Here is a 22,759-nt window from a genome sequence, read left to right as displayed (position 1 = left end):
GTGGTCAGGCGAAGCGGCCGCGGCGGTCGGCGGCCTCTTCGGGATCGCGCGCCTTGGCGCGCTCGGTAACGGTTTCGATCAGATGGCTGACGTCATGCGGCGCGGCGCGGCCCTGACCCTGCGACTGGCCCTGCATCTGGCGGCCGCTGTCCCCCGGGGTGCAGGTCACTTCGCTGCCGGTCACGCGCACGCCCTGCTGGCGCAGGTCGTCGACCAGGCGGCCCTGCGCGGCGGTGACGATGGTCGCCGCCGCCTCATGCTGGGTGTCCAGTTTCAGCGATACGCCCTCGTCGCCCATGAGCATCGCGACGTCGAGACGACCGAGGTGGCGCGGCATCAGGCGAAAGCTGATGTCGCCATTGTCCGACTTGGTCGCGGCGATGTCATGCGCGAGCTGGTCGATCCAGGCGCCGTCGCTGGCGAGGTCGAGCACGCGTTCGGTGACCGCGGCCGGTGCCGTGGCGCTTGCGAACAGGGTTGCCGTCAGTGCCGCGGGCTGGGCAAACTGGATCGTCATCGACGGCGCGGCCTCGGCGGGCTTGGTGGCCGACGCTTCGGTTCCGGCGGCGGCGATCGGCAGCGCCGGTATCGCGCGCGGCTTGCCGGTCACCGGGGCGGCGATCGGCGCGGCGTCGCTGGTCGGGGCGTCGGGCCCGGCAGCGGCGGGGCGCGGTTGGCTGACCGACGTTGCGGTCGGCATGATTTCCGCGGCGGGGGCGGCATCGCCCGCCGGGATCGCGGCCGCTTCGCCCGCCTTGACGGGCTTGGCGGCAAGCGGCGTGACGATCGCAGCGACGACGGGCATCGCAGCGACGACCGCGGACGGCGTCGCCGCCGGGTCGGGGGTTACGGTAGCGCTGCTGGCGACTGGCGCGGTCGTTTCGGCGGGGTCGGCGGTGACGGCAGGGGCACCGGCCTCGGGCGCGCTGGAGACCTCGGTATCGGTGTCTGTTTTCGGTTCAGCGACCTTGGCGGTTTTCGGCTGCGGTGCGGAAGCGTTGCCATTGAGCGCAATCAGCAGTTGCGCGGCCGACGTAGCGGCTGCATCGGCGTCGGCGGCAATGGCGGCACTGGTTTCGGTCGCTTTGGTCGGCACGACGGGCGTATCGACGGCTGCGGCGATCGCACCGCTTGTCGCGGCCACCGGTGTAGCGGTCGCCGGCGTCACGACCGGCGTTGCGCCGGTCACCGCGGCCGGAATGGCCGGGGCCGTGGGTTTGCCCTCGACGGGCGTCGTCGGCGCGATTTTGACCGCCGCTGCGGCGGGCATTGGCGCTGCGGCGAGCAGCTGTTCGAACCCGCCGTCTTCGCCGCTGCCCGTCGGCGTCTGGCCGATCGTGCTCAGGAAAGCCGCGAAGCCCGCGGGGGTCGATGCCTGCGGCATGGGGAGGGAGGCTGCACCCATCATGCCGCGCCGCCTTCGATCAGGCGCAGGCGCATGCCGCCGCGCGCGCGGTGCGGGCGGTTGGCGTCGCGGCGGCGTTCGGCCTCGGCTTCGGCCGACTTGCGGCTGCGTTCGTACAGCCGGACGGCCGATTCTTCCTTGGCCATCGCGCTTTGCGCCAGCACCCCGGCCTGGTCGCGGCGCGCGCTGGCACCCGCCAACGGCGCGGTCAGATTTTCCTGCGCGATGTCGAGCCGCATCGACAACTCGCCGATCGTGTTGAGCGCGCGGCCAGCGACCGCGCCTTTGGCCATCGCCAGGTCGACGCGCAGCGTTTCGAGGCGCTTGGCGAGTTCGACCAGGCTGGCGAGTTCGCCATTGGCCCGCGCCAGATTGGCCTCGGCCATCTGATGTTCGACGGTGCGCACGCGGATGATACGTTTGCGGCGTGCGGTGCGGGCGGTCATGCGGAATATCCTTCAATCAGGGTTTGGCGGGAAATGTCGAAATCGACCTGCGCCTTGGCGGGCTGGGTCACGAAAGCGAGCTGGTCGGCGTGGCGCGCGATGGCGGTGTCGAGCACCGGATCGCCGCCGGCGACATAGGCACCCATCAGCATCAGATCGCGATTCTCTTCATAGGCCGACCATAGTTGGCGAAAGCGCGCGGCGGCGGCGGCATGGTCGGGATCGACCGAATCGACCATCGTGCGCGACAGCGACCTTGCGACGTCGATCGCGGGGTACACGCCCTGTTCGGCGAGCTGGCGCGACAGGATGATATGGCCGTCGACGATCGCGCGCGCGCTGTCGACGACCGGGTCGTCGATGTCGCCGCCATCGGCCAGGACGGTGTAGAGCGCGGTGATCGATCCGCCGGTTTCGCGGTCGATCCCGGCGCGTTCGCACAGCGAAGGGATCAACGCGAAGACCGACGGCGGATAGCCCTTCATCGTCGGCGGTTCGCCCAATGTCAGCCCGATCTCGCGCTGCGCATGCGCGACGCGGGTCAGGCTGTCGATCAGCAGCAGCACCTTTTTACCGTCGGCGCGAAACGCCTCGGCGATTGCGGTGGCGCGCATCGCGGCGCGCAGGCGGAGCAGCGGCGGGTGGTCGGCGGGAACCGCGACGACCACCGCTTTCTTGCGCACCTCGGGGGGCAATTTGGTTTCGACGAAATCGCTGACCTCGCGGCTGCGTTCGCCGATCAGCCCGACGACGATGACGTCGCATTCCGTGCCCGCGATCATTTGGCCCATCAGCACCGATTTGCCGACGCCCGAACCGGCGATGATCGCGACGCGCTGGCCTTCGCCGACGGTGAGCAGCGCGTTGATCGCGCGGACACCCATGTTGAGCGGGCGGGTGACGCGGCCGCGGCGCAGCGGATTGACCTTGCGCCCGGCGAGCGGCCACTGGAACTGCGACTTGATCGGTGGGCGGCCGTCGAGCGCATTGCCCTGCGCGTCGATGATGCGGCCGAGCAGCGCCTTGCCGCACGCGACCATCGAACTGGCGCCATGCGGTTCGACCGGTGCGCCGGTGGCCAGCGGCATATTGGTGTCGAAGGGGAGGACGAGGCTGCTCTGGCCGCGAAAGCCGACGACTTCGCCATAGACATACTCGCCCGTCGCCGATTTGATGCGGACATTGCTGCCCAGCGGCTGCGGAAAACCCGACACTTCGAGCATGATGCCTTCGTGCGACACCAGGGTGCCGATGCGGCGTGGGCTGGCGTTCGCGAGGTCGATCGGGTCGAGCAGCTGCTGCGCGGAGAGGGCGAGGCGGCGGGTCATGCGGGCGATCCTTCGCCCAGCGCCGCGTGCAATTCGTCGAGATAGACGGCGCGACCATGTTCGATCCAGCCGGTCGAGGTTTCGATGCGGACGGTGCCGCGCATCATCGCCGGATCGCTTTCGAGCGCCAGCGGCAACGGGCAATCGGTCAGCAGCGCGGCATCGTCGGGATGGACCCACAGGGTGCGCGCCTTGTCGGCGTCGGCGACCAGCGCCGCGGCGGTTTCGGCCTGCGCCTGAAGCCATGCGGCGTCGATCGGCGCGTCGGCGACGATCTGATGCACCAGCCGCTCCACGGTGCGCGCGATCAGCTGCGCGAGTTCCTCGCTCGGTTCGTCCTGCAACGCTTCGGCATTGGCCAGCAGCGCGAGCAGTTGGTGGCGCTCGGCGACAAAGGCGGCTTCGGCGATGCGCTGACCCTCGGCCAGGCCGCGCGCGAACGGGTCGTCGAGGTCGGCCTGCGCCGCTTGACCCGGCGCCGCATCGGTTTCGCGCGCGCCGGTGAAGGCGAGCGGGCGAAAACCGCCGTGACGCGCCATCGCCTGGGTGAGCGGGACGGGAGCAAAGCCGGTTTCAGCGGTGCGATCAGACATAATCGTCGCCCCCGCCGGCGATCATGATTTCGCCCGATGCCGCCATCTGGCGGACGATCGTCATCACGCTCTTTTGCGCGTCGTCGACGTCGGCGCGCTTGACCATCGTCATTTCGGCCATTTCGTCGCGGATCGTTTCCGACGCGCGCTTCGACATGGTGGCGAGACACAGATCAACCATGTCCTCGTCGGTGCCCTTGAGCGCGATCGCGAGCTGCGCTGCATCGACCGAACGCAGCACCGCGCCCAGGCTCTTCTTGTCGAGATCGCGGAGGTTTTCGAAGATGAACATTTCTTCCTCGATCGCCTGCGCGAGCAGCTTGTCGGTCTTCTTGAGCGCGCGGATCGTCCGTTCGCTGAGCTGTTTGGGCATCTTCTTCATGATCTTGGCGACGTCGCTGGGGCCACCGATCGCTTGTTTGGCGACGCGCTGGCCGTCGACATTGGCACTGGCGAGCACCGATTCGAGATCCTCGATCGCCGCGGCGGGGACCGAGGTCAGCTGCGCGGCGCGCAGCACCAGATCGGCCTGCAGGATTTCGTCGAGCGTTTCGATCGCGCGCGCCGCGACATCGGGGATCAGCACCGACAGGATCAGCGCGCCGACCTGCGGATGTTCGGCGGCGAGCAGGCCGCTGATCGCTTCGACATCCATCCAGCGGAGGATTTCGAGCGACGCGGCGCTGCGCTGCGGGGCGACCGCGGCCAGGATATTGTCGGCGCGGACGTTGCCGACGGCCTGATTGATGACGGTGCGGATGCGCGTGTCGGCACCGATGGCGAGCGCGCTGACGTCGCGGCTGCGTACCACGAAACGATCGAGCGCCTGGCCGATCTGCTGTTCGCTGGCGTTGGCGGTGTCGAACATCGCCTTGGCCAGCTGGCGCACTTCGTCGGGATCGAGATGCTTCAGGATCGTTGCGGCTTCATTTTCGTCGAGCAGCATCAGCAGGATCGCAGCAGCCGCCGATCCCTCGATCGCGGGCTTTGCCGGCGGTGCCATGGTTTCGGCGGCGTCAGGCACGGGCGCCCTCCTGCATCAGCTGGCGGACGACGAGCGCGGCACGCGCCGAATCCTGGCGGACGAAAGCGCGGACCAGATTGGCGCGCGTTTCATAGCTTGGCGCCTGTTCGATCATTTCGAGGGTGATTTCGCGGCCCGCGGCGGGGCTGGCGAGCGCCGGGCGGCCGTCGGTCGCGGCGAGCAGCGTTTCCTCCAGCGCGGCATTGCGTTCGGCACGTTCGGCGGCGCGTGCCTTGGCGGCGCGGATCAGCGGGCGGCCGATGAACAGAAAGGCGAGCAGCGCGGCGAGGATCGCCCCGACCTGTTTGACCAGCGGCAGGAACCAGGCCTGATCGTAAAAGGCGGGTTCTTCGGCGGCGACCTGAACAAAGGGGCGCTGGCTGATCGCAACGACGTCGCCGCGCGCCGCGTCGAACCCGACCGCGCCCTTCACCAGCGTGTCGATCTTGGTCATGTCGGCCTGGGTCAGCGCCTTCTTGCCCTGATTGAGCGCGACGGCGACCGAAACGCGGCGCAGCTTGCCCTGCGGCGAGTGGGTGACCGAAATCTCGCGGCCGACCTCAAAGGCGCGCGCGGCATTTTCATTGCTTGCAGTTTCGCCCGTCGCGCCCGTCGCCGGGGTGAGGGCGGGGGCGTTGGCGGTGACCGTGGTCGCCTGCGGCGGCTGGTTCGACAGCGCGCCGGGGATGCCGACCGCGGGGGGCGTGCCTGCGCCGCTGACCGTGCGGGTGATCTGTTCGCTGGTCATCGCGCGGTCGTTTTCGGGAAAGCTTTCGCGTGTCGCCTGGCTTTCGGACATATCGACGTCGGCGTGAACTTCGACGCTATAGTTGCCGGCGCCGAGCATCGGGCCGAGCAAAGTGTCGAGCGCGCGGCGGAAACGATCCTCGACCTGTACCTGCAACTGGAACGCCTTCATGTCGCTGCCCGATGCGGTGTCGGACAGCAGCGCGCCGCGCTGGTCGATCACCGACACCTGATCGGCGTTCATGCCCGGAACCGACGAGGCGACGAGGAAACGGATCGCCTGTACCTGGCCGTCGCTGAGCGAGCGGCCGTTCTGCAGCGTCAGCATCACCGATGCGGTGGCGGGCTTGTCTTCGCGGACGAACAGGCTGGGTTCGGCGGCGGCGATATGGACGCGCGCGCTTTTGACCGCGTCGATCGTCTCGATCGTGCGCGACAGGTCGGCCTCGCGCGCCGAGCGCAGCGCTTCGCCTTCGATCGCGCGGCTCGATCCCATCGGCAGCGCGGCGATCAGGCTGTCGCCGCTCGGCGCCGCCTTGGGCAGGCCTTGTCCGGCGAGCGCGATGCGCGCCTGGTGCAATTTGTCGGCATCGACCGTCAGCGCGCCGGTGGCCGCATCGATGCTGTGCGCGATGCCCTGCGTCTGCAGCGCCTCGGCGACCGCCGACTTGTCGCTGTCGTCGAGCCCGGCGAACAACTGCGCCTGCGGTGCTGCCTGCATCGTGAAATAGGCGAGCGCGGCGATGCCGATCGCGGCGGTCATGGCGACGGCGGGCAGGGCGCGCTGCACCGCCGGCTGGCGGACGAAACCGGTGAGCGGGGCGAGGCGGTTGCCGAATGCCGGGGCGGGCAGGCGGTTCGCATGGCCGTCGTCAACCGGGGTGAGGATCTGGGTGTCGGCCATGGGTTAGACCGGCATGTTCATGATGTCGCGATACGCGGACAACAGCTTGTTGCGGACCTGCAACGTGGTTTCGAAACCGAGCGAGGCTTTCTGCCGCTCGATCATCACGCTGACGATGTCGTGGGTGTCGCCGCGCTCATAGGATTCGGTGATCGCGCTCGCCTTCGACTGCTGGGCGTTGACCTGTTGCAGCGCGTTGTTGATCGCGGCGCCGAAATCGGGGGTTCCCCCGGCGCCATCGACACCGCCCTCGGTCCCACCAATGCCGCCGCGTCCGGCGGCGCGTTGCAGCGCCTGGTTCTGATTGAGGATCGAACTGCGCATCTGCAGCAGCCGGCTCGGGTCAATCGTGCTCATTGCTTTTCATCCGTCCTGCTCGCAGCGGTGCGCCGCACGCAAAGAACAATGCAAAGGCCATGCCAAAAGATTTAATCGATGTTTTTCAGATGGTTGAATTGTTAGGCTGGTCGCCGCGGACAAGCTTCGGCATTTTTTTGACGGCGCGGGCTTAAGCGCCGCTGCCGCCCGTCGTTACTGCTTTCCGTGACCGCTCCTCGAGCCCTCACATCACGGGAATGGCCATCGAGGCCGGAAAGGAACAACAATGACTGTCATCAACACCAATGTGAGCGCGCTTCGCGCCCAGAATAATTCGCGTGTTGCCGAACGCGCCCAGTCGCAGGCGATGGAACGTCTGTCGAGCGGCAAGCGCATCAACAGCGCGAAGGACGACGCCGCCGGCCTCGCCATCGCCACCCGCATGGACGCCAGCGTCCGCGGCCTGACGCAGGCCGTTCGCAACGCCAATGACGGCATCTCGCTGGCGCAGACCGCCGAAGGCGCGATGGGCGGCATCTCGAACATCCTGGTTCGCATGCGCGAACTGGCAGTTCAGTCGGCCAACGGCACCAACGGCACCACTGACCGCACCGCGATCCAGACCGAAGTCACCGCGCTGCTGTCGCAGATTGGTGACATTGCCACCCGTACGACCTTCAACGGCACGAACCTGCTGTCGGGCGGCGCCAGCATCGACATCCAGACCGGCACGGCGTCGGGCCAGACGGTCAACATCGCGATCGGCGATCTGACCGCCACCGGTCTTGCCGTCGGCGCGGTCGACCTGTCGACCGCGGGCGGTGCCGGTACGGCGCTCGGCCTGCTCGACACGGCGATCCAGACGGTTGCGACGCAGCGCGCCAACCTTGGTGCCCAGCAGAACCGCCTGGAATCGGCTGTCGACAATTTGACGTCGACCGTCACGAATCTGGCAAGCGCCAAGTCGCGCATCGAAGACACCGACTTCTCGGCCGAATCGACGAAGCTGGCAGCGGCCTCGATCCTGTCGCAGGCCTCGACCGCGATGCTCGCTCAGGCGAACCAGAGCTCGCAGGGCGTGATGAACCTGCTTCGCGGCTAACATCCGCGAACGACTTTCAGGCTATATTCGGTTGGTCCCTTAGATAGCCTGATCCGATGCCCCGGCCCCCACAGCCGGGGCATCAACTTTTTTGTCTGTCCTACCCTGGCGCTGGTGCCGCTCAGGCGGCTTTTGACCAGACGCAGGCGTCGCCCCGGCGAAGGCTGGCACCGCCGCTCAAATAAGCCTTTCCTACTTTTTTCTACTGTGCCAGCTTGGGTTCCGGATCCTTCCACCGGTGGATCAACGCGGTCGCTTGCCGACTGCAGGTGCCTCGATCGTCGGGTGCGGTCGGCACATCATGGCCCTAAATGGGAACGCCATAGGGCTGAACTTTACTGAACTTTGAAAATATCATCGCGCGGTTCAGGGCCGCCCGCCTCAATGAAAATCGCGCGACTTGGGCAGGATGCGGACGTCGCGCGGATGGCCATGCCTGGCGGCATAGCCGCGCGGCAGCTGCGGATGCGCGACCTCGTCGGCGCGGCACAGCTCGGGGTGTATCTCGCGCCCGTCGCCCAGCGTATCGAGCATCGCCGTCCGGTCGACGATGCGCGTCGCCATTAGGTGGATGACGCCTTCCTTGCTCCGCTGCACCTCACCCTCGGCCAGCATTAGCCGCGACGCCATGACGGCGCGGCGATAGCGTTCGAAATGGCGCGCCCACAGCAGGATGTTGACGACCCCGCCCTCATCCTCGAGCGTGATGAAGATCGCATTGCCCTTGCCCGGGCGCTGACGGATCAGCACGACCCCCGCGGTGCGGACGATCGAGCCGTTCTTTGCTGCCGTGACCTGCGCTGCGCTCAGCACCCCCTCGCGTGCGAAATCATCGCGCAGAAACGCCATCGGATGGCCCTTTAGCGACAGCCGCACCGTCTGGTAATCGGTCAGCACCTGTTCGACGAGCGGGGTGGGGGGCAGCTGCGCGTCTTCTTCGGCGCCGAGTTCGTCGGTTTCGGCGGCGCCGAACAGCGGCAGCACCCCCTGGCGAACGCGGCGCGCGTCCCACAGCGCCGGTCGCCGGTCGAGCCCCATCGACCGGCAGGCATCGGCCTCAGCCAGCAAGCGCAGCGCGCGCGAAGGCAAATTTGCCCGGCGAGCGAGTTCCTCAACGCTGGTAAAGGGCGTGGTCCGCGCCGCCGCGATCTGCATCGCCCACGCTTCGCGAAACCCGTCGACCTGCCGCAGCCCGAGCCGCAGTGCGAGGCTGCCGTCGGTGCAGGGTTCAAGGCCGTTGTCCCAATCGCTGGCGTTGACGTCGACCGCGCGCACCTCGACCCCATGCTCCTGCGCATCGCGGACCAATTGCGCGGGGGCATAAAAGCCCATCGGCTGCGAATTGAGCAGGCTGCAGGTGAAGACCGCGGGGTGATGGCATTTCAGCCACGACGACACATAGACGAGTTTGGCGAACGACTGGGCGTGGCTCTCGGGAAAGCCGTAGCTACCGAAGCCCTCTATCTGCTTGAAACAGCGAGCAGCGAAATCGGCTTCATAGCCGCGCCGTACCATTCCCCCGATCATCTTTTCCCTATATTGATGAATCGTTCCGGCATTTCTGAAGGTCGCCATTGCACGGCGCAGACCATTGGCTTCATCAGGGGTAAATTCGGCGGCAACAATGGCGAGCTTCATTGCCTGTTCCTGAAACAGGGGGACGCCGCATGTCCTGCGAAGCAGATTGTAAAGTTCCTTGGGGTCATGGGGCGGTGCAGGGGAAGGAAAGTCCACTGCTTCTTCACCATTGCGGCGCTTCAGATATGGGTGAACCATGTCGCCCTCGATCGGGCCCGGTCGGACGATCGCGACCTGAATGACAAGGTCATAGAATTCACGCGGACGCAGCCTCGGCAGCATGTTGATCTGCGCGCGGCTCTCGACCTGAAAGACGCCGATGCTGTCGCCCTTGCAAAGCATGTCATAGACGACCGGATCCTCTTCCGGGACCGATTTTAGATTGTGATCGCCCAGATTGTGGAGCCGCATCAGGTCGAAGCATTTGCGGATGCAGGTCAGCATCCCGAGCGCGAGCACATCGACCTTCATCAAGGCGAGTTCGTCGATGTCGTCCTTGTCCCATTCGATGAAGGTGCGGTCCTCCATCGCGGCATTGTGGATCGGCACCGTCTCGTCGAGCCGGTCCTCGGTCAGCACATAGCCGCCGACATGCTGCGACAGGTGGCGCGGGAAAGTAAGCAGTTGCGCGACGATCCATTGCAGCCGTGCAATATCGTCCTGCGCGGGATCCAGCCCAGCTTCGATAAAGCGCTCGACCGGCATTTCGCTGCCCCAACTGCCCCAACTCGTATCGGCGAGCCGTGCGGTGACATCTTCGCTGAACCCCAGTGCCTTTCCAACCTCGCGGACCGCGCTACGCGGCCGGTAATGGATCACCGTCGCGGCAATGCCCGCGCGTCGCCGCGTGTAGCGCCGATAGACATATTGCATGACCTCCTCGCGCCGCTCGTGCTCGAAGTCGACGTCGATGTCGGGCGGCTCGCGCCGTTCCTCGGACAGGAAGCGCGTGAAGAGCAGATTGTTGGCGATGGGGTCGATCGAGGTGATCTCGAGCAGGTAGCAGACGAGCGAATTCGCTGCTGAGCCGCGTCCTTGGCACAGAATGGGCGGGTCTTGTGTGCGAGCGAAATTGACGATGTCGTGGACGGTCAGGAAGTAGCAAGCGAATTTGCATTTGCTGATCAGGCCGAGCTCCTCGTCGAGCACCTCCTGCCAACGTTCGGGCAATCCGCCCGGATGAAGCTTGGTCGCAGCCTCCATCACCATATGTTCAAGCCAACTCTGCGGCTCCCAGCCTTCAGGGACCGGCTCGTGCGGATATTCATATTCGAGGTCTCTGAGTGAGAAGGCGATGCGGCCAAGGATATTCTCGCTTTCGTCGACCGCTTCGGGACGGGTGCGGAACAAGCGCCGCATTTCTTGCGGCGACTTCAAATGGCGCTCGCCATTGGCGCGCAGCAGGCGGCCGGCATCGCTGAGGTTCGTGCCTTCGCGAATGCAGGTGATGACATCGTGGAGCGGGCGCTGCTCGCGCGTCGCGTAAAGCGCGTCGTTGGTCGCGAGCATCGGAATGCCAAGGCGGTCTGCCAAGGCGCCTAGCTGGGAGAGGTGGCGGCGATCGCTGCCGCTTCTTGGCATTGTCGCACCCAGCCATAGCGAGCCCGGTGCAACCTCGGCCAAGCGGCGCAGGACGGGTTCATCCTTCTCGGACGCGATCGCGATCAGGATCATGTCCTCGCAGTGAATCAGCAGATTCTGGAGCTTCATCACGCAATCGCCCTTTGTGGTACGGCGGTTGCCGATGGTCAGCATCCGCGTCAGTCGGCCCCAGCCATGGCGCGTGGTCGGATAGGCGATGATGTCGGGCGTGCCGTCGTCAAAGACCAGCCGAGCACCAACGACGAGTTTGAATGGCGGAAGTTCGATTCCTTCCTCCGCGGCATCCTCACGCAACTTGCGCAGCCCGGCCCACGCCCGTACCACTCCCGCGACGCTGTTGCGGTCGGCGATGCCGATGCCGGTCATCCCCAGCGCCAGCGCCTCGGCCACCATTGCGGCGGGGTGCGAAGCGCCGCGCAGGAAGCTGTAGTTGGTTGCGGCGACCAGTTCGGCGAAGCCGGTTTCGGGGCCGGGTTCGGGTTCGCCCGTCATGCGAATAGCCCATGGATATACCAGCGCGGGTCGGGCTTTTCGTCGTACAGCCCGTGGCGAAACAGCCAGTAGCGGCGGCCGCGGTCGTCCTCGACGCGGTAATAGTCGCGGGTCAGCCCGGCATTGTCGCGGCGGCGCCACCATTCGCTCGCGATCCGTTCCGGCCCCTCGTAACGGCGGATCGCGTGGGTGGCGCGGCGCCAACGGAAGCGGTGCGGCGGGCCGTCGGGCACCTCGGCGATCACCTCGATCACCTGCGGCGGATCAAAGAGATAGAAGGGGCGCAGCGGCGGTTCGCCGGGGTCGGGGGCGGGCCAGGGCAGCGCGGGCGGCGCGTCGATCGCGGGCAAGGCGAGCTGCGCCTGTTCGGGGATATGGGTGTCGGCAGCGACGAATTTGCGGACTCCGCTGCGGCCGAGCCGCGTCGCCAGCCGGTCGACGAGATCGGTCATCGCCGCGGCGCGCACCTCCCCGCCTTCGAGTTTGAGCTGGGTCGCGGCGAGGGCTTCGAGCCGCGGCACCGCGAGGCGCATCATGTCGAAGCCGAAACCCGGATCGAGCGGATCGCGCAAAGCCTCCATCCGTTCGGCGAACAGACGCATGACCAGCCCCGCGTCGCGCGTCGCCTGACCGGTCTCGATCTCGATGCTGCGCGCCAAGCCGTCGCTGCGAAAAAAGGTGGCGCGGAAATGGCGCCCGCCCTTGCCGCGTTCGGCAAGCTGGGCGATCGCCTCATCGACCAGCTCGGTCAGGATCTGGGTCGCGTGGGGCATGCTGGCAACGGGTTCGGCAAAGCGGCGTTCGGTGGCGACCGGCGGCGGGGTGACGCGCGGATCGAGCGGGCTGGGCGCATCGCCGAGCAGGCGGCGTAGCGCGGTCGCGGCGTCGGCGCCAAAGCGCGCGGCGATATTCGCCATCGGCCGGCTTGCGAGGTCGCCGATCGTCTTGAGCCCGGCGCGGGCGAGCGCGGTCGTCGCCTCGGCTTCGAGTTCGAGCGCGGCGACGGGCAGGCGGCGGATTGCGGTGGCTTCGTCGGGGGCCGGGCGCGTCTGATAGCGCGCCAGCGCGCGCGCAGCGTCGGCGGTGGGGCCAAGCGCATGGCGCAGGGTCATGCCAAGCCGGGTCAGCCGCCGGTCGATGTCGTCGATCAGCGCCGCCTCGCTGCCCGGCAAATGGGTGCAGCCGGTGATGTCGAGGATCAGCCCGTCCGGCGCATCGAGCGCGACGAGCGGGGTGTAGCGCGTGCAGCCCTGCGCGAGCCGGTCGAGCCAATGCAGGTCGAGGACGGGATCGTGCGGCACGATGGCAAGGTCGGGCACCTGCGCCCGCGCGTCGGCGAGCGGCATGCCGACGCGAAGTCCGAGCGCCTGCGCGCGGGCATCGACGCTCGCGAGACGCAGCGCCCCGCGCTGCTTCTCGGCAAAGACGAGCGGGAGGTCAGGCGGCTTCGGCGCCGAACGGGTGAACCGCTCGGCGGGCAGCCAGGGGAAGAACAGCGCCAGATAGCGCCGCGTCCCGGAAAATTTGCTCATCTTTATCCCAATCGAGTCGCCAGTGCGTTCCGGCAGGGCCGCCGCGCCAGCGCAGCAGTTCAAGGTCGAAAGCGGGCGCTCCCGGTGCGTCGGCGGCCAGCGCGCGCGACGGCGCGGCGACGATGCTCCAGCGCGTTTCGGCGACGCTGGGCGTCGGCGCGGCATTCAGGCGCAGCATCAACAGCGTCGTCCCCGCATCGCGCGCGCCAAGCGTCAGGCGGCGCCCCGCGGTCAGGTCGAGCAAGGGAAATTTGCCCCAGCTTTCGACGATCACCGCCGCCGAACCGGCGCAGCGCACGGCATCATTGGCGCAGGCGAGCAGGATTTTGGGGTCGGCGGTCTCGATCAACAGCAAGCGGTCGGGATCGCCGCCGAGTTCGGCGATGCCGGGGGCATAGATATGCCCGGTGCGGCGTCCGGCATCGACGGTGCGCAGCCACAAGAGTGGTGCATCGCCGCTATTGCGCAGGGCAAGCAGCGCCGCAAAGGCCGCGGCGCTGGCGCCGTCGAACGCGTCGGCGGCGAAAAATTCATGCGTGCGCCCGACCATCAGCCCGCCGCCGATCGCCGCGTCGAACGCGTCATGCCCCGTCGCCAGCCAGCCTGCGGCCGGACGGCTTGCTGGGCCGCCACTGGCGGCCAGCCGGGCAATGCGCCTCCGCAGCCCGGCGAGAGGTTGAGACGACTCGCGCATATTTGTTCCTGATTTGTTCTATTAGCGCTTTTGAGTCGGCGTTTGTCAAGGCATCGGGCCTTGCGCCAATTTGTTTCACACAAAGACACGAAGAGGCTGGTTCGGGCCGACCGGCCCATAACCTCTGCGCTGGTGCGGCTGGCGGCTATGCTGGGAAGGAAAGCCGCTTCGCGGTAAGCACGACCTCTTCGTGGCTTTGTGTCTTTGTGCGAAATATTCTCAGCGAGGCGGCGCAGTTTCAGCTCCAGCCCCGCTATCCCCGCCCAGCGCGCGGAACAGCGCGATGCGGGTCTGGACGAGCAGCAGCTGGGTCGCGATTTCGCTGCGCCGCGCCGCATACAGGCTGCGCTGCGCGTCGAGGCTGGCGAGAAAGCTGTCGACCCCGCCCTTGTACCGCGCGTCGGTGAGCGTCGCGGTGTCGGCGGCGGCGGCGGTGTTCGCTGCGGCGGCGCGTGTCCGTTCGGCGATCGTGCCCTGCACCGCGAGCGCGTCGGCGACCTCGCGAAACGCGGTCTGGATCGCGCCTTCATAGCCCGCCAGCGCGGCGTCGCGCTGCGCCTCGCTCACTGCGACCCCGGCGCGGCGGCCCCCGGCGTCGAAAATCGGCGCGGTGACGTCGCCGCCTGCCGACCAGCTGAACGATCCGCTGTCGAACAGGCTGGACAGCGCGTTGCTGGCAAAGCCGAGCAGCCCGGTCAGCGAAATCGACGGGAACAGCTGCGCGCGCGCGACCCCGATGTCGGCGTTGGCGGCGCGCAGGCCATATTCGGCCTCGATCACGTCGGGACGGCGGAGCAGGATTTCGGAACTGACCCCCGCGGGCAGCCCCACGACCGCGGGCGTGACTTCGGTGAGGCTCGCGGGGAGCTGCGCGCGGTCGACATCGCCGCCGACGAGCAGGCGGATGAGGTTCTCGTCCTGCGCCAGCGCACTCGTCTGCGCCGCGATCGCATCCTCGGCGGTGGCCAGAATCTGTTCGGCCTGGCGCAGGTCGGTGCGCGGTGCGACGCCGCCGTCGAGCCGCGCCTTGGTCAGCCGCACGCTTTCGCGCGCATTGGCGGCGGTGTCCGCGGCGATTTTCAAGAGGTCGCGGTCGGCGCCATAGATCGCCCAGGCTTCGGCCAGATTGGCGATCAGCGCGAGCCGCACGGTGCGCGACGCCGCCTCGGTCGCCAGCGCGCGGTTGCGGTCGGCCTCGGCCAGATTGGCGAGCTTGCCAAACAGGTCGAGTTCGAACGCCGTGACCCCGCCGCGCAGCGAGAAGTCGCCGCTGCCACTCGTGCCGCTACCGTCCGAATAACCTGCCCCGCCGCTGATCCCGATTTCCGGGAACTGCCCGGCGCGGGTGACGCGTGCCTGCGCCCGCGCCGCGGCGACATTGGCATAAGCGACGCGAAGGTCGCGGTTGTTCGTGAGCGCCTGCGCGGCCAGCGCCTGGAGGCGCGGGTCGGTGAAGACGCTTTGGTACGACAGGATCGGCAGCGCCGCCTCGCTTTGCAGCAGATAGGCGTCGCCGACCGGCCAGCTTTGCGGCACCGGCGGCGTCGGCAGCACCGTCTTGGGCGCCAGCGAGCAGCCGACGAGCAACAGCGTGCTCGCGAGCAGCAGGGCGCGCGTGCCGATCATGCCGGCACCTCGGCGGCGCCTTTACCCTTGCCAAAGCGCGTGCGAACCGCGGCGATGCCGTCGCGCACCCCGCGGCGGACGAGGACGAAGAACAGCGGGATGAAGAAGATCGCGAGGAAGGCGGCGGTCAGCATGCCGCCGATCACCGACGTGCCGATCGCGACGCGGCTGTTCGCCCCGGCGCCCGTCGCAATCGCCAGCGGCAGCACGCCGAAGATGAAGGCGAAGCTGGTCATCAAGATCGGGCGCAGGCGGATGCGCGCCGCGGCGATCGCCGCCTCGATCACGCGCTTGCCCTTGCGTTCTTCCTGTTCGGCGAATTCGATCATCAGGATAGCGTTCTTCGCCGCCAGTCCCATCGTGGTGAGCAGGCCGATCTGGAGATAGACGTCGTTTTCCAGCCCGCGCAGCGACACCGCGCAGACCGCGCCGATCAGCCCGAGCGGGATGATTAGGATGACCGCGAGCGGGATCGTCCAGCTTTCGTAAAGCGCCGCGAGGCAGAGAAAGACGACGAGCAGCGAGATGCCATAGAGCAACGGCGCCTGTCCCGACGACAGCCGTTCCTGGAACGATGACCCCGACCAGGCGACGCTGGTCCCGGCGATCTGTCCCGCCATCGCTTCCATTTCGTCCATCGCTTCGCCCGAGCTGGTGCCCGGCGACGGCTGACCCGAGATTTCAAACGCGGGCACCCCCTGAAAGCGCGAGGTGCTGCTGGGCGTCGTCGCCCAGCCGGTGCGGGCAAAGGCCGAGAAGGGCGACATCTCGCCATCGGCCGAGCGCACATACCATTGCGACAGGTCTTCGGGTTTGGCGCGATAGGGCGCGTCGCCCTGGACATAGACGCGCTTGACGCGGCCTTCGTCGATGAAATCATTGACGTAACGGCCGCCCCAAGCGGTCGCCAGCGTCGCGTTCACGTCGCTGTTGTTGATGCCATAGGCGGTCAGCCGCTGCGTATCGACGTCGATTTTCAGCGTCGCGACATCGGGCAAATCGCTCAGGCGCACCGAGATCAGCTTCGGGTTGGCATTGGCCATCGCGAGCAGGCGGTCGCGCGCCGCGGCAAAATCCTCGCGGCTCATCCCGCCGCGATTCTGCAACTGCATGGTAAAGCCCGAACTGTCGCCCAGCCCGCGCACCGCGCCCGGAACCAGTGCGAACACCTGCGCATCGCGCAGCCCGCTGAATGCCTTGCGCGCGCGTTCGGCGATCGCGTCGGCAGTGTTCTCGTCGCCCTCGCGATCGTCCCAATGGGTCAGGTTGACGAAACCCTGGCCGGTGTTCTGGCCCGACGCGCCGCCGCCGCCGCCGCCGGCGATCAGGAATAACGTCCCGACATTCGCCTTTTCCTGGGTCAGCATATATTTTTCGACTGCGTCGCGCACCTCGAGCGTCCGTGCCTGGGTCGCGCCGGCGGGCAGGCGGAACTGGACCTGGACGCGCCCCTGGTCCTCGCCGGGCAGGAAGCCGCTGGGCAGGCGCAGGAACAGGACGGCCAGCACGACCAGGATGATCGCGTAAATCCCCAGGAACAGCCATTTGCGATCGACCACCTTGGTGACGCTGCCGACATAGCGTTCGACAATATGGTCGAAGCGGGTGTTGAAGCCGGTCTTGGCGCGTTCGAGCAGCGCGCGCGCGCGGGAAACGCCCGCCGCTATGGGCTTCGCCATGCGTCTTGGGTTTGAGCAGCGTGGCGGTCAGCGCCGGGCTGAGGATCAGTGCGACGAGCACCGACAGCGCCATCGCCGACACGATGGTGACCGAAAACTGGCGATAGATGACCCCGGTCGAACCGCCGAAAAAGGCCATCGGCAGGAACACCGCCGACAGCACCAGCCCGATCGCGACGAGCGCGACCTGCAATTCCTTCATCGACTGGATCGTCGCGTCGCGCGCCGACATCCCCGGATTTTCTTCCATCAGGCGCTCGACATTTTCGACCACGACGATCGCATCGTCGACGAGCAACCCGATCGCCAGCGTCAGCCCGAACAGGGTCAGTGTGTTGATGCTGAACCCAGCGATATAGAAAATGGCAAAGGTGCCGAGCAGCACCACCGGCACCGCGATCGCCGGGATCAGGACGGCGCGCCAGCTTTGCAGAAATACGAACATGACCAGGATGACGAGGATGATCGCCTCGAACAGCGATTTCTGCACTTCGCTGACCGACAGCTTGATAAAGGCGGTCGAATCATTGGCATAGCTATAGGCCAGGCCGTCGGGGAAATCGGCGGCGAGTTCCTCCATCCGCGCCTTGACGCGGTCGGCGGTTTCCAGCGCGTCGGATCCCGGCGACAGCGAAATCGACATGCCGGCGCCCGGGTGACCATTGATGCGGCTGATGACCGCGTAACTTTCGGCGCCGATTTCGACCCGCGCGATGTCCTTGATCCGTACGCTCGATCCGTCGGACTCGGTCTTGAGGACGATATTTTCAAACTGTTCGACGGTTTGCAGGCGCGACTGGGCGGTGACCGTGGCGTTGAGCATCTGGCCCTCGGGCGACGGCAGGCCGCCGACCTCGCCCGCGGCGACCTCGCTGTTCTGGGCGGTGATCGCGGCGATCACGTCGCTCGGCATTAGCGCCACAGCGGCGAGCCGCTGCGGGTTGAGCCAGATCCGCATCGCGTGCGGGGCGCCAAAGATGTTGACGTCGCCGACCCCCTCGACCCGCGACAGCGGATCCTGGATGTTCGACGTCATAAAGTCGGACACGTCGGCATTGGCGCGCGTGTCGGTCTCGTCATAGACGCCGACGAGCAGCAGCGTGTCCGAATTGGATTTGGTGACGCGCACGCCCTGCTGCTGCACCTGCGCCGGCAGGCGCGAGATCGCCGACTGGATCTTGTTCTGCACCTGGACCTGCGCGATGTCGGGATCGGTCCCCTTGGCAAAAATCGCGGTGATGTTCGCCTGCCCGCGCGAGCTCGATTGCGAGCTGAAATAGAGCAGCCCGTCGACGCCGGTCAGCTGTTGTTCGAGCACTTGGGTGACGCTGTTCTCGATCGCCTCGGCTGAGGCGCCGGGATGGCTGGCGCGGATATTGACCTGCGCCGGGGCGATGTCGGGATATTGTTCGATCGGCAGCGCGAACAGCGCGCCGATCCCGCCCAGCATCACGATGATCGCCAGCACCCAGGCAAAGATGGGACGGTTGATGAACAGGCGGGACATGGGGGGCTATGGACTCTTTTCTGCTGTCTTGGCCGCGGGCGCCCCCACCCGCTGCACGCTGTTGGCCGGAACCGGGGTGATCGGCGCGCCCTGTTTCAGATTGCCGACCCCCTGGGTGATGACGCGCTCGCCCGCTTTCAGCCCGTCGGTGACGACCCAATTGGCGCCGGTCGTGCGATCGGCGGTCACCTTGCGACGGACCGCCTTGTTGTCCGCGCCCGCCAGATAGACGAACGCCGACCCGTCGAAATCGCGCTGGAGCGCCGCCTGCGGTACCAGGATCGCGCGGGGGTTGATCGCCTGGTCGAACAGCGCGGTCACGAACATGCCGGGCAGCAGCACCCCTTGCGGGTTGGGAAAACGCGCGCGCAGCGTGACGGTGCCGGTCGCTTCGCTGACCGTGATGTCGGAAAACTGAACCGTCCCGGCAAAGCCATAGGCGCTGCCGTCTTCCAGCCGCAGCCGCACCGACGTGCTGCCCGCGGCGACGCCGCCGCTGGCGAGCGCTTGGCGCAGCGTGGTGAGCTCGGCGCTCGATTGCTGCATGTCGACATAGATCGGGTCGGTCTGCTGGATCACCGCGAGCGGGCTCGCCTGGCTTGCGCTGACCAGTGCGCCGGGGGTGGCGAGGCTGCGGCCGATACGGCCGCTGATCGGTGCGGTGATCGTCGCATAGCGCAGGGTGATCCGCGCGGTTTCCAGCGCCGCGCCATTCTGCGCGACCGCTGCGCGCGCGACGCGTGCCGCGGCCAGCGCATCGGTATAATCCTGCTCGGCGATCGCCTGCATCTTGGCGAGCGGGGCGAAACGGCGGACGCGCTCGTCGGCAGCCTGCGCGCTGGCGCGGGCGCTGGCCAGGTTGGCGGCGGCCTGGTCGACCGCGGCCTGATAGAGGCTGGCGTCGATCTGGTAGAGCGGCTGGCCGGCGCGAACGAAACCGCCCTCGGTAAACAGGCGGCGGCGGATCAGGCCATTGACCTGCGGCCGCACTTCGCTGGTCTCGAACGCGACGGTACGTCCGCCCAGCGATGTGGTTACCGGCACCGGTTCGACCTTGACGACGACGAAGCCGACTTGCGGCGCGCCGCGGCCGTTCTTGTCTGCGTTATCCTGTCCCGAACAGGCGCCGAGCGACAGGGTCGCGGCACACCATAATCCGGCCAGCAACAGCGACCTTTTCTCCAGCATAATGGTTGTTCTCGTATCGACACGCCGCGCAGGCGGGGGAGGAATCGCGCCTATTCAACTCATTGGATTGGCGCATGCAAGCGCAATGCGGGATTTGCGACAAATTACGACAATTTTCTCTCGCCACAGCACTTCTTTTAGTTGTCATACAAATAGTGCAGTTGTCATACAATTAACGCTTGACAGGAGCGAGGCAAGTCTTCCATCATTCGTGACACCGGTTACCCATATCGGCAACGAAACCAATGACAGGCGAGGGTGCGTGGCGGCCGACCGCGAAGGCGGCGGCGGGGCGGCAAACCCTCCGGATTATTCTTGGCAGGCGGTTCGCACGAACCGGCCTGCCGCGAGGTGGGAGGATGACAATGGCTTTTCGGGCAAAGCAGCGCGCGCGGGTGTTGGCCAGGCTGGCGAGCGGCGCGTCGCTGGCGGTGATGGCGCTATCGCCGGCTTATGCACAGGACACGGCGGCACCGGCAGAGGAGGAGGCGATCGTCGTCACCGGGATTCGCGCCTCGCTGGAACAGGCGGCCGACATCAAGCGCGACGCCGAGCAGGTGATGGACGTCATCACCGCCGAGGATGTCGGCAAGCTGCCCGACGCCAATGTCGCCGAGGCGCTGCAGCGCGTCACCGGCGTCCAGATCACCCGCGTCTTTGGCGAAGGCCAGTCGGTGTCGGTCCGCGGCCTGCAACAGGTGCGCGTCGAGGTCGATGGCCGCACCCTGCTCGGCTGGTCGGCGCGGCTGTCGCCGCCCGAAAATGACCAGCTGGGCCGCTCGTCGGGCCTCGACTCGGTACCCTCCAGCCTGTTCGGGCGGCTTGAGGTGCGCAAATCGCCGCTCGCCAGTCAGGCCGAAGGCGGGCTGGGCGGCACGGTCAACCTGGTAACCCCCAAACCGCTGAGCTTCAAGGAGCCGACCGCGTCGCTGCGTGTCCAGGGGGTCTATTCGGAAAATTCGGACAAGTTCGAACCCGCGATCACCGGCTTTGCGACGACCAAATTTGCCGATGACCGGATCGGCATCATGATCGCGGGCGAATATCAGAAGCGGACCTCGACGACGCAGACCTTCGAGCGCAACAATTTCCTGAACCGCACCTACACCGGGACGGGCGGCGGGGTGTTCCAGACCCCGGTACTGCTGCAATATGAACAGTTCACCGTCGACCGCTCGCGGCTCGGGCTGAACGGCGCGGTCCAGTTCGAGGTCACCCCCGAATTCACGGTCACCGCCGATGCGCTTTATTCCAAGCTGACCACTGGCCGGAAGCAGGACTTTTTTGCCTTTCGCCTGCCCACCGGCACCAATCCGGTCACCAACCGGGTGGTCGAGGACGGCGTCGTCGTCGCGGGCAACGCCAATGGAACCGTCACCACCGCGGGCCAGATCCGCAACGAACCGACCGAGAGCTTCCTCTATGGCCTCAACGGCAAATATGAAGGCGACAACGGGCTGACGATCGAGGCCGATGGCTATTACAGCAAGGGCACGATCGACCAGACGATCCAGATCATCACGCTGCAGGCGACCGCGCTGGTCCCCGGCGCGTTCGATTTCCGCGATACGACAATCCCGTCGCTGACGCTGACCGGCCCGTTCAACCCGACCAATTATGCGTCGTACAATCCCGCGACCAACGGTGTGCGCAGCAACCGGCTGATCGGTCTGCTCGAGGAATGGACAGGCAAGCTCGACGTTAGTTACGAAACCGCCGGCGGCGTGACGATTGCCGCCGGGCTACGCTATACCGACCTGCACGCGCTGTCGAACGCCTATCGCAGCCAGGTAACCCCGACGCGGACCGAGATCGAACCCTATCTGAGGCTCGTCAACGCTGGCGATTTCCTGTCCGATCTGCCCGGTACTTTCCCGCGTAGCTTCCTCAGCACCGCACCGACCTTCGACTATGTCTTCAACCGCGCGCAGGCGGCGCAGCCCAACCCCGACCCGAACGACAAATCGACATTGCTCCCCAATTTGCAGCGCGACTATGATTTCAGCGAAAAGACACTCGCCGCTTATCTGATGGTGTCGGGTGAGGGCGAGATTGCCGGCATCCCGTACCGCGCCAACGCCGGGGTGCGGATCGCCAGCACGCGGCTGTCGGTCGACAGCTATGTCAACGTCGGGACGGTCAGCACGCTGGTGACCGACAAGAACCGCTATACCAATGTGCTGCCCAGCGCGAACGTCGCGTTCAACATCAGCGACGATTTCCTGATCCGCATTTCGGGGTCGCAGACGATGCAGCGCGCGTCGATCGCCGACCTTGCCCCATCGACCTTTTTCAACGCGACCAACCTGTCGGTCACCGGCGGCAATGTGAATCTCCAGCCGCCGATCTCGACCCAGGCCGACATCAGCTTCGAATATTATATGGGCAAGACCTCGCTGATCTCGGGCGCGGTCTTTTACAAGGATGTGAAGGATTTCATCGCCAGCTTCGTCACCACCGGGGTCGATACCAATCTCGACCCGCAGGGACGCGAGCTGACCTTTTCGCGACCCGAAAATCTGGCGAGCGCGAAGATCAAGGGGTTCGAAATCGGCATCCAGCAGTTCGCCGACTTCCTGCCCTCGCCGTTCGACGGCTTTGGCATCATCGCCAACTACACCTATTCGGATTCGGAGGATAATGCCGGTTTCCCCTTGGTCGCGGTGTCGAAGAACAGCTATAATCTGGTCGGCCTCTATGAAAAGGGCCCGTTCTCGGCGCGCCTCGCCTATAACTATCGCGACGAGGCGGTGTTCGAATTTTCCGAAGGACGGCCGAGCTTCGTGGGTTCGCGCTCGCAGCTCGACGCCCAGATCGGCATCGATATTACGAAGAATATCGCATTGTCGTTGCAAGCGCAGAATTTGATGCCGAAGAAATCGGCGACCACCGAATATAGCAACTTCAACCCGACGGCGCTCAACAGCTATGCCCTGTCCGAACGGCGCTTTTCGATCGGCGCGCGGGCGAAGTTTTGAAATATCGGCCGGGTCG

The 22,759-nt window shown here is 66.5% G+C and carries 14 protein-coding genes and 1 pseudogene; 2 read left to right on the top strand and 13 right to left on the bottom strand.

The window, feature by feature from the left end:
• Positions 1-4: 4 nt before the first annotated feature.
• Genes ACTIFP_RS01840 through fliE form a run of 7 tightly spaced genes read right to left on the bottom strand, consistent with a single transcriptional unit; the run spans position 5 to position 6,804 of the window.
• Complete coding sequence (locus tag ACTIFP_RS01840) at positions 5-1,408, bottom strand: flagellar hook-length control protein FliK (protein ID WP_439567018.1); 1,404 nt, start codon at positions 1,406-1,408, stop codon at positions 5-7.
• Complete coding sequence (locus ACTIFP_RS01835; RefSeq protein ID WP_439567017.1) at positions 1,405-1,851, bottom strand: hypothetical protein; 447 nt, start codon at positions 1,849-1,851, stop codon at positions 1,405-1,407. Before ACTIFP_RS01835 ends, ACTIFP_RS01840 begins: the two co-directional genes overlap by 4 nt.
• Entirely contained in the window at positions 1,848-3,179 is a 1,332-nt protein-coding gene (locus ACTIFP_RS01830; RefSeq protein ID WP_439567016.1) for a FliI/YscN family ATPase, read from the bottom strand. The genes ACTIFP_RS01835 and ACTIFP_RS01830 overlap by 4 nt, the downstream gene beginning before the upstream one ends.
• Positions 3,176-3,772 carry a FliH/SctL family protein gene (locus ACTIFP_RS01825; RefSeq protein ID WP_439567015.1) on the bottom strand — a complete coding sequence of 199 codons (597 nt, stop codon included), beginning with the start codon at positions 3,770-3,772 and terminating at the stop codon, positions 3,176-3,178. Before ACTIFP_RS01825 ends, ACTIFP_RS01830 begins: the two co-directional genes overlap by 4 nt.
• Positions 3,765-4,796, bottom strand: a complete 1,032-nt coding sequence (gene fliG, locus ACTIFP_RS01820; protein WP_439567014.1) for a flagellar motor switch protein FliG — start codon at positions 4,794-4,796, stop codon at positions 3,765-3,767. The genes ACTIFP_RS01825 and fliG overlap by 8 nt, the downstream gene beginning before the upstream one ends.
• Positions 4,789-6,447, bottom strand: coding sequence for a flagellar basal-body MS-ring/collar protein FliF (gene fliF, locus ACTIFP_RS01815; protein ID WP_439567013.1), 1,659 nt, complete (start codon positions 6,445-6,447; stop codon positions 4,789-4,791). The genes fliG and fliF overlap by 8 nt, the downstream gene beginning before the upstream one ends.
• Positions 6,448-6,450: 3 nt before the next feature.
• Positions 6,451-6,804 carry a flagellar hook-basal body complex protein FliE gene (fliE, locus tag ACTIFP_RS01810; RefSeq protein ID WP_439567012.1) on the bottom strand — a complete coding sequence of 118 codons (354 nt, stop codon included), beginning with the start codon at positions 6,802-6,804 and terminating at the stop codon, positions 6,451-6,453.
• A gap of 247 nt (positions 6,805-7,051) precedes the next feature.
• Between fliE and ACTIFP_RS01805 the strand changes: the two genes are divergently transcribed.
• Entirely contained in the window at positions 7,052-7,867 is an 816-nt protein-coding gene (locus ACTIFP_RS01805; protein ID WP_439567011.1) for a flagellin N-terminal helical domain-containing protein, read from the top strand.
• Between the two features lie 381 nt (positions 7,868-8,248).
• On the opposite strand, the gene ACTIFP_RS01800 is transcribed toward ACTIFP_RS01805, so the two are convergent.
• The 6 genes and pseudogenes from ACTIFP_RS01800 to ACTIFP_RS01775 all read right to left on the bottom strand — a co-directional run bounded on the left by ACTIFP_RS01800 (position 8,249) and on the right by ACTIFP_RS01775 (position 19,765).
• Complete coding sequence (locus tag ACTIFP_RS01800; protein ID WP_439567010.1) at positions 8,249-11,539, bottom strand: error-prone DNA polymerase; 3,291 nt, start codon at positions 11,537-11,539, stop codon at positions 8,249-8,251.
• The gene (locus ACTIFP_RS01795; protein WP_439567009.1) at positions 11,536-13,071 is read right to left on the bottom strand and encodes a Y-family DNA polymerase; all 1,536 of its coding nucleotides are present in this window, start codon (positions 13,069-13,071) and stop codon (positions 11,536-11,538) included. The genes ACTIFP_RS01800 and ACTIFP_RS01795 overlap by 4 nt, the downstream gene beginning before the upstream one ends.
• Positions 12,977-13,765, bottom strand: coding sequence for an ImuA family protein (locus ACTIFP_RS01790; RefSeq protein ID WP_439567008.1), 789 nt, complete (start codon positions 13,763-13,765; stop codon positions 12,977-12,979). The genes ACTIFP_RS01795 and ACTIFP_RS01790 overlap by 95 nt, the downstream gene beginning before the upstream one ends.
• Before the next feature lie 219 nt (positions 13,766-13,984).
• A complete protein-coding gene (locus ACTIFP_RS01785; protein ID WP_439567007.1) occupies positions 13,985-15,391 on the bottom strand; it encodes an efflux transporter outer membrane subunit in 1,407 nt (468 codons plus the stop codon).
• Positions 15,388-18,577, bottom strand: a pseudogene (locus ACTIFP_RS01780) (efflux RND transporter permease subunit). The gene ACTIFP_RS01785 and the pseudogene ACTIFP_RS01780 overlap by 4 nt, the downstream one beginning before the upstream one ends.
• Positions 18,578-18,583: 6 nt before the next feature.
• Positions 18,584-19,765 carry an efflux RND transporter periplasmic adaptor subunit gene (locus tag ACTIFP_RS01775; RefSeq protein ID WP_439567006.1) on the bottom strand — a complete coding sequence of 394 codons (1,182 nt, stop codon included), beginning with the start codon at positions 19,763-19,765 and terminating at the stop codon, positions 18,584-18,586.
• A gap of 365 nt (positions 19,766-20,130) precedes the next feature.
• Here ACTIFP_RS01775 and ACTIFP_RS01770 point away from each other — a divergent pair, with 365 nt between their 5' ends.
• Positions 20,131-22,743: a TonB-dependent receptor gene (locus ACTIFP_RS01770; RefSeq protein ID WP_439567005.1), complete on the top strand. Its 2,613-nt coding sequence runs from the start codon at positions 20,131-20,133 to the stop codon at positions 22,741-22,743.
• The last annotated feature ends 16 nt before the right edge of the window (positions 22,744-22,759 follow it).

The organism is Sphingopyxis sp., assembly GCF_051861155.1.
Taxonomy (GTDB): Bacteria; Pseudomonadota; Alphaproteobacteria; order Sphingomonadales; family Sphingomonadaceae; genus Sphingopyxis.
Note: the sequence above shows the minus strand (reverse complement) of the source record. Positions and strands in the feature narration are given on the sequence as shown.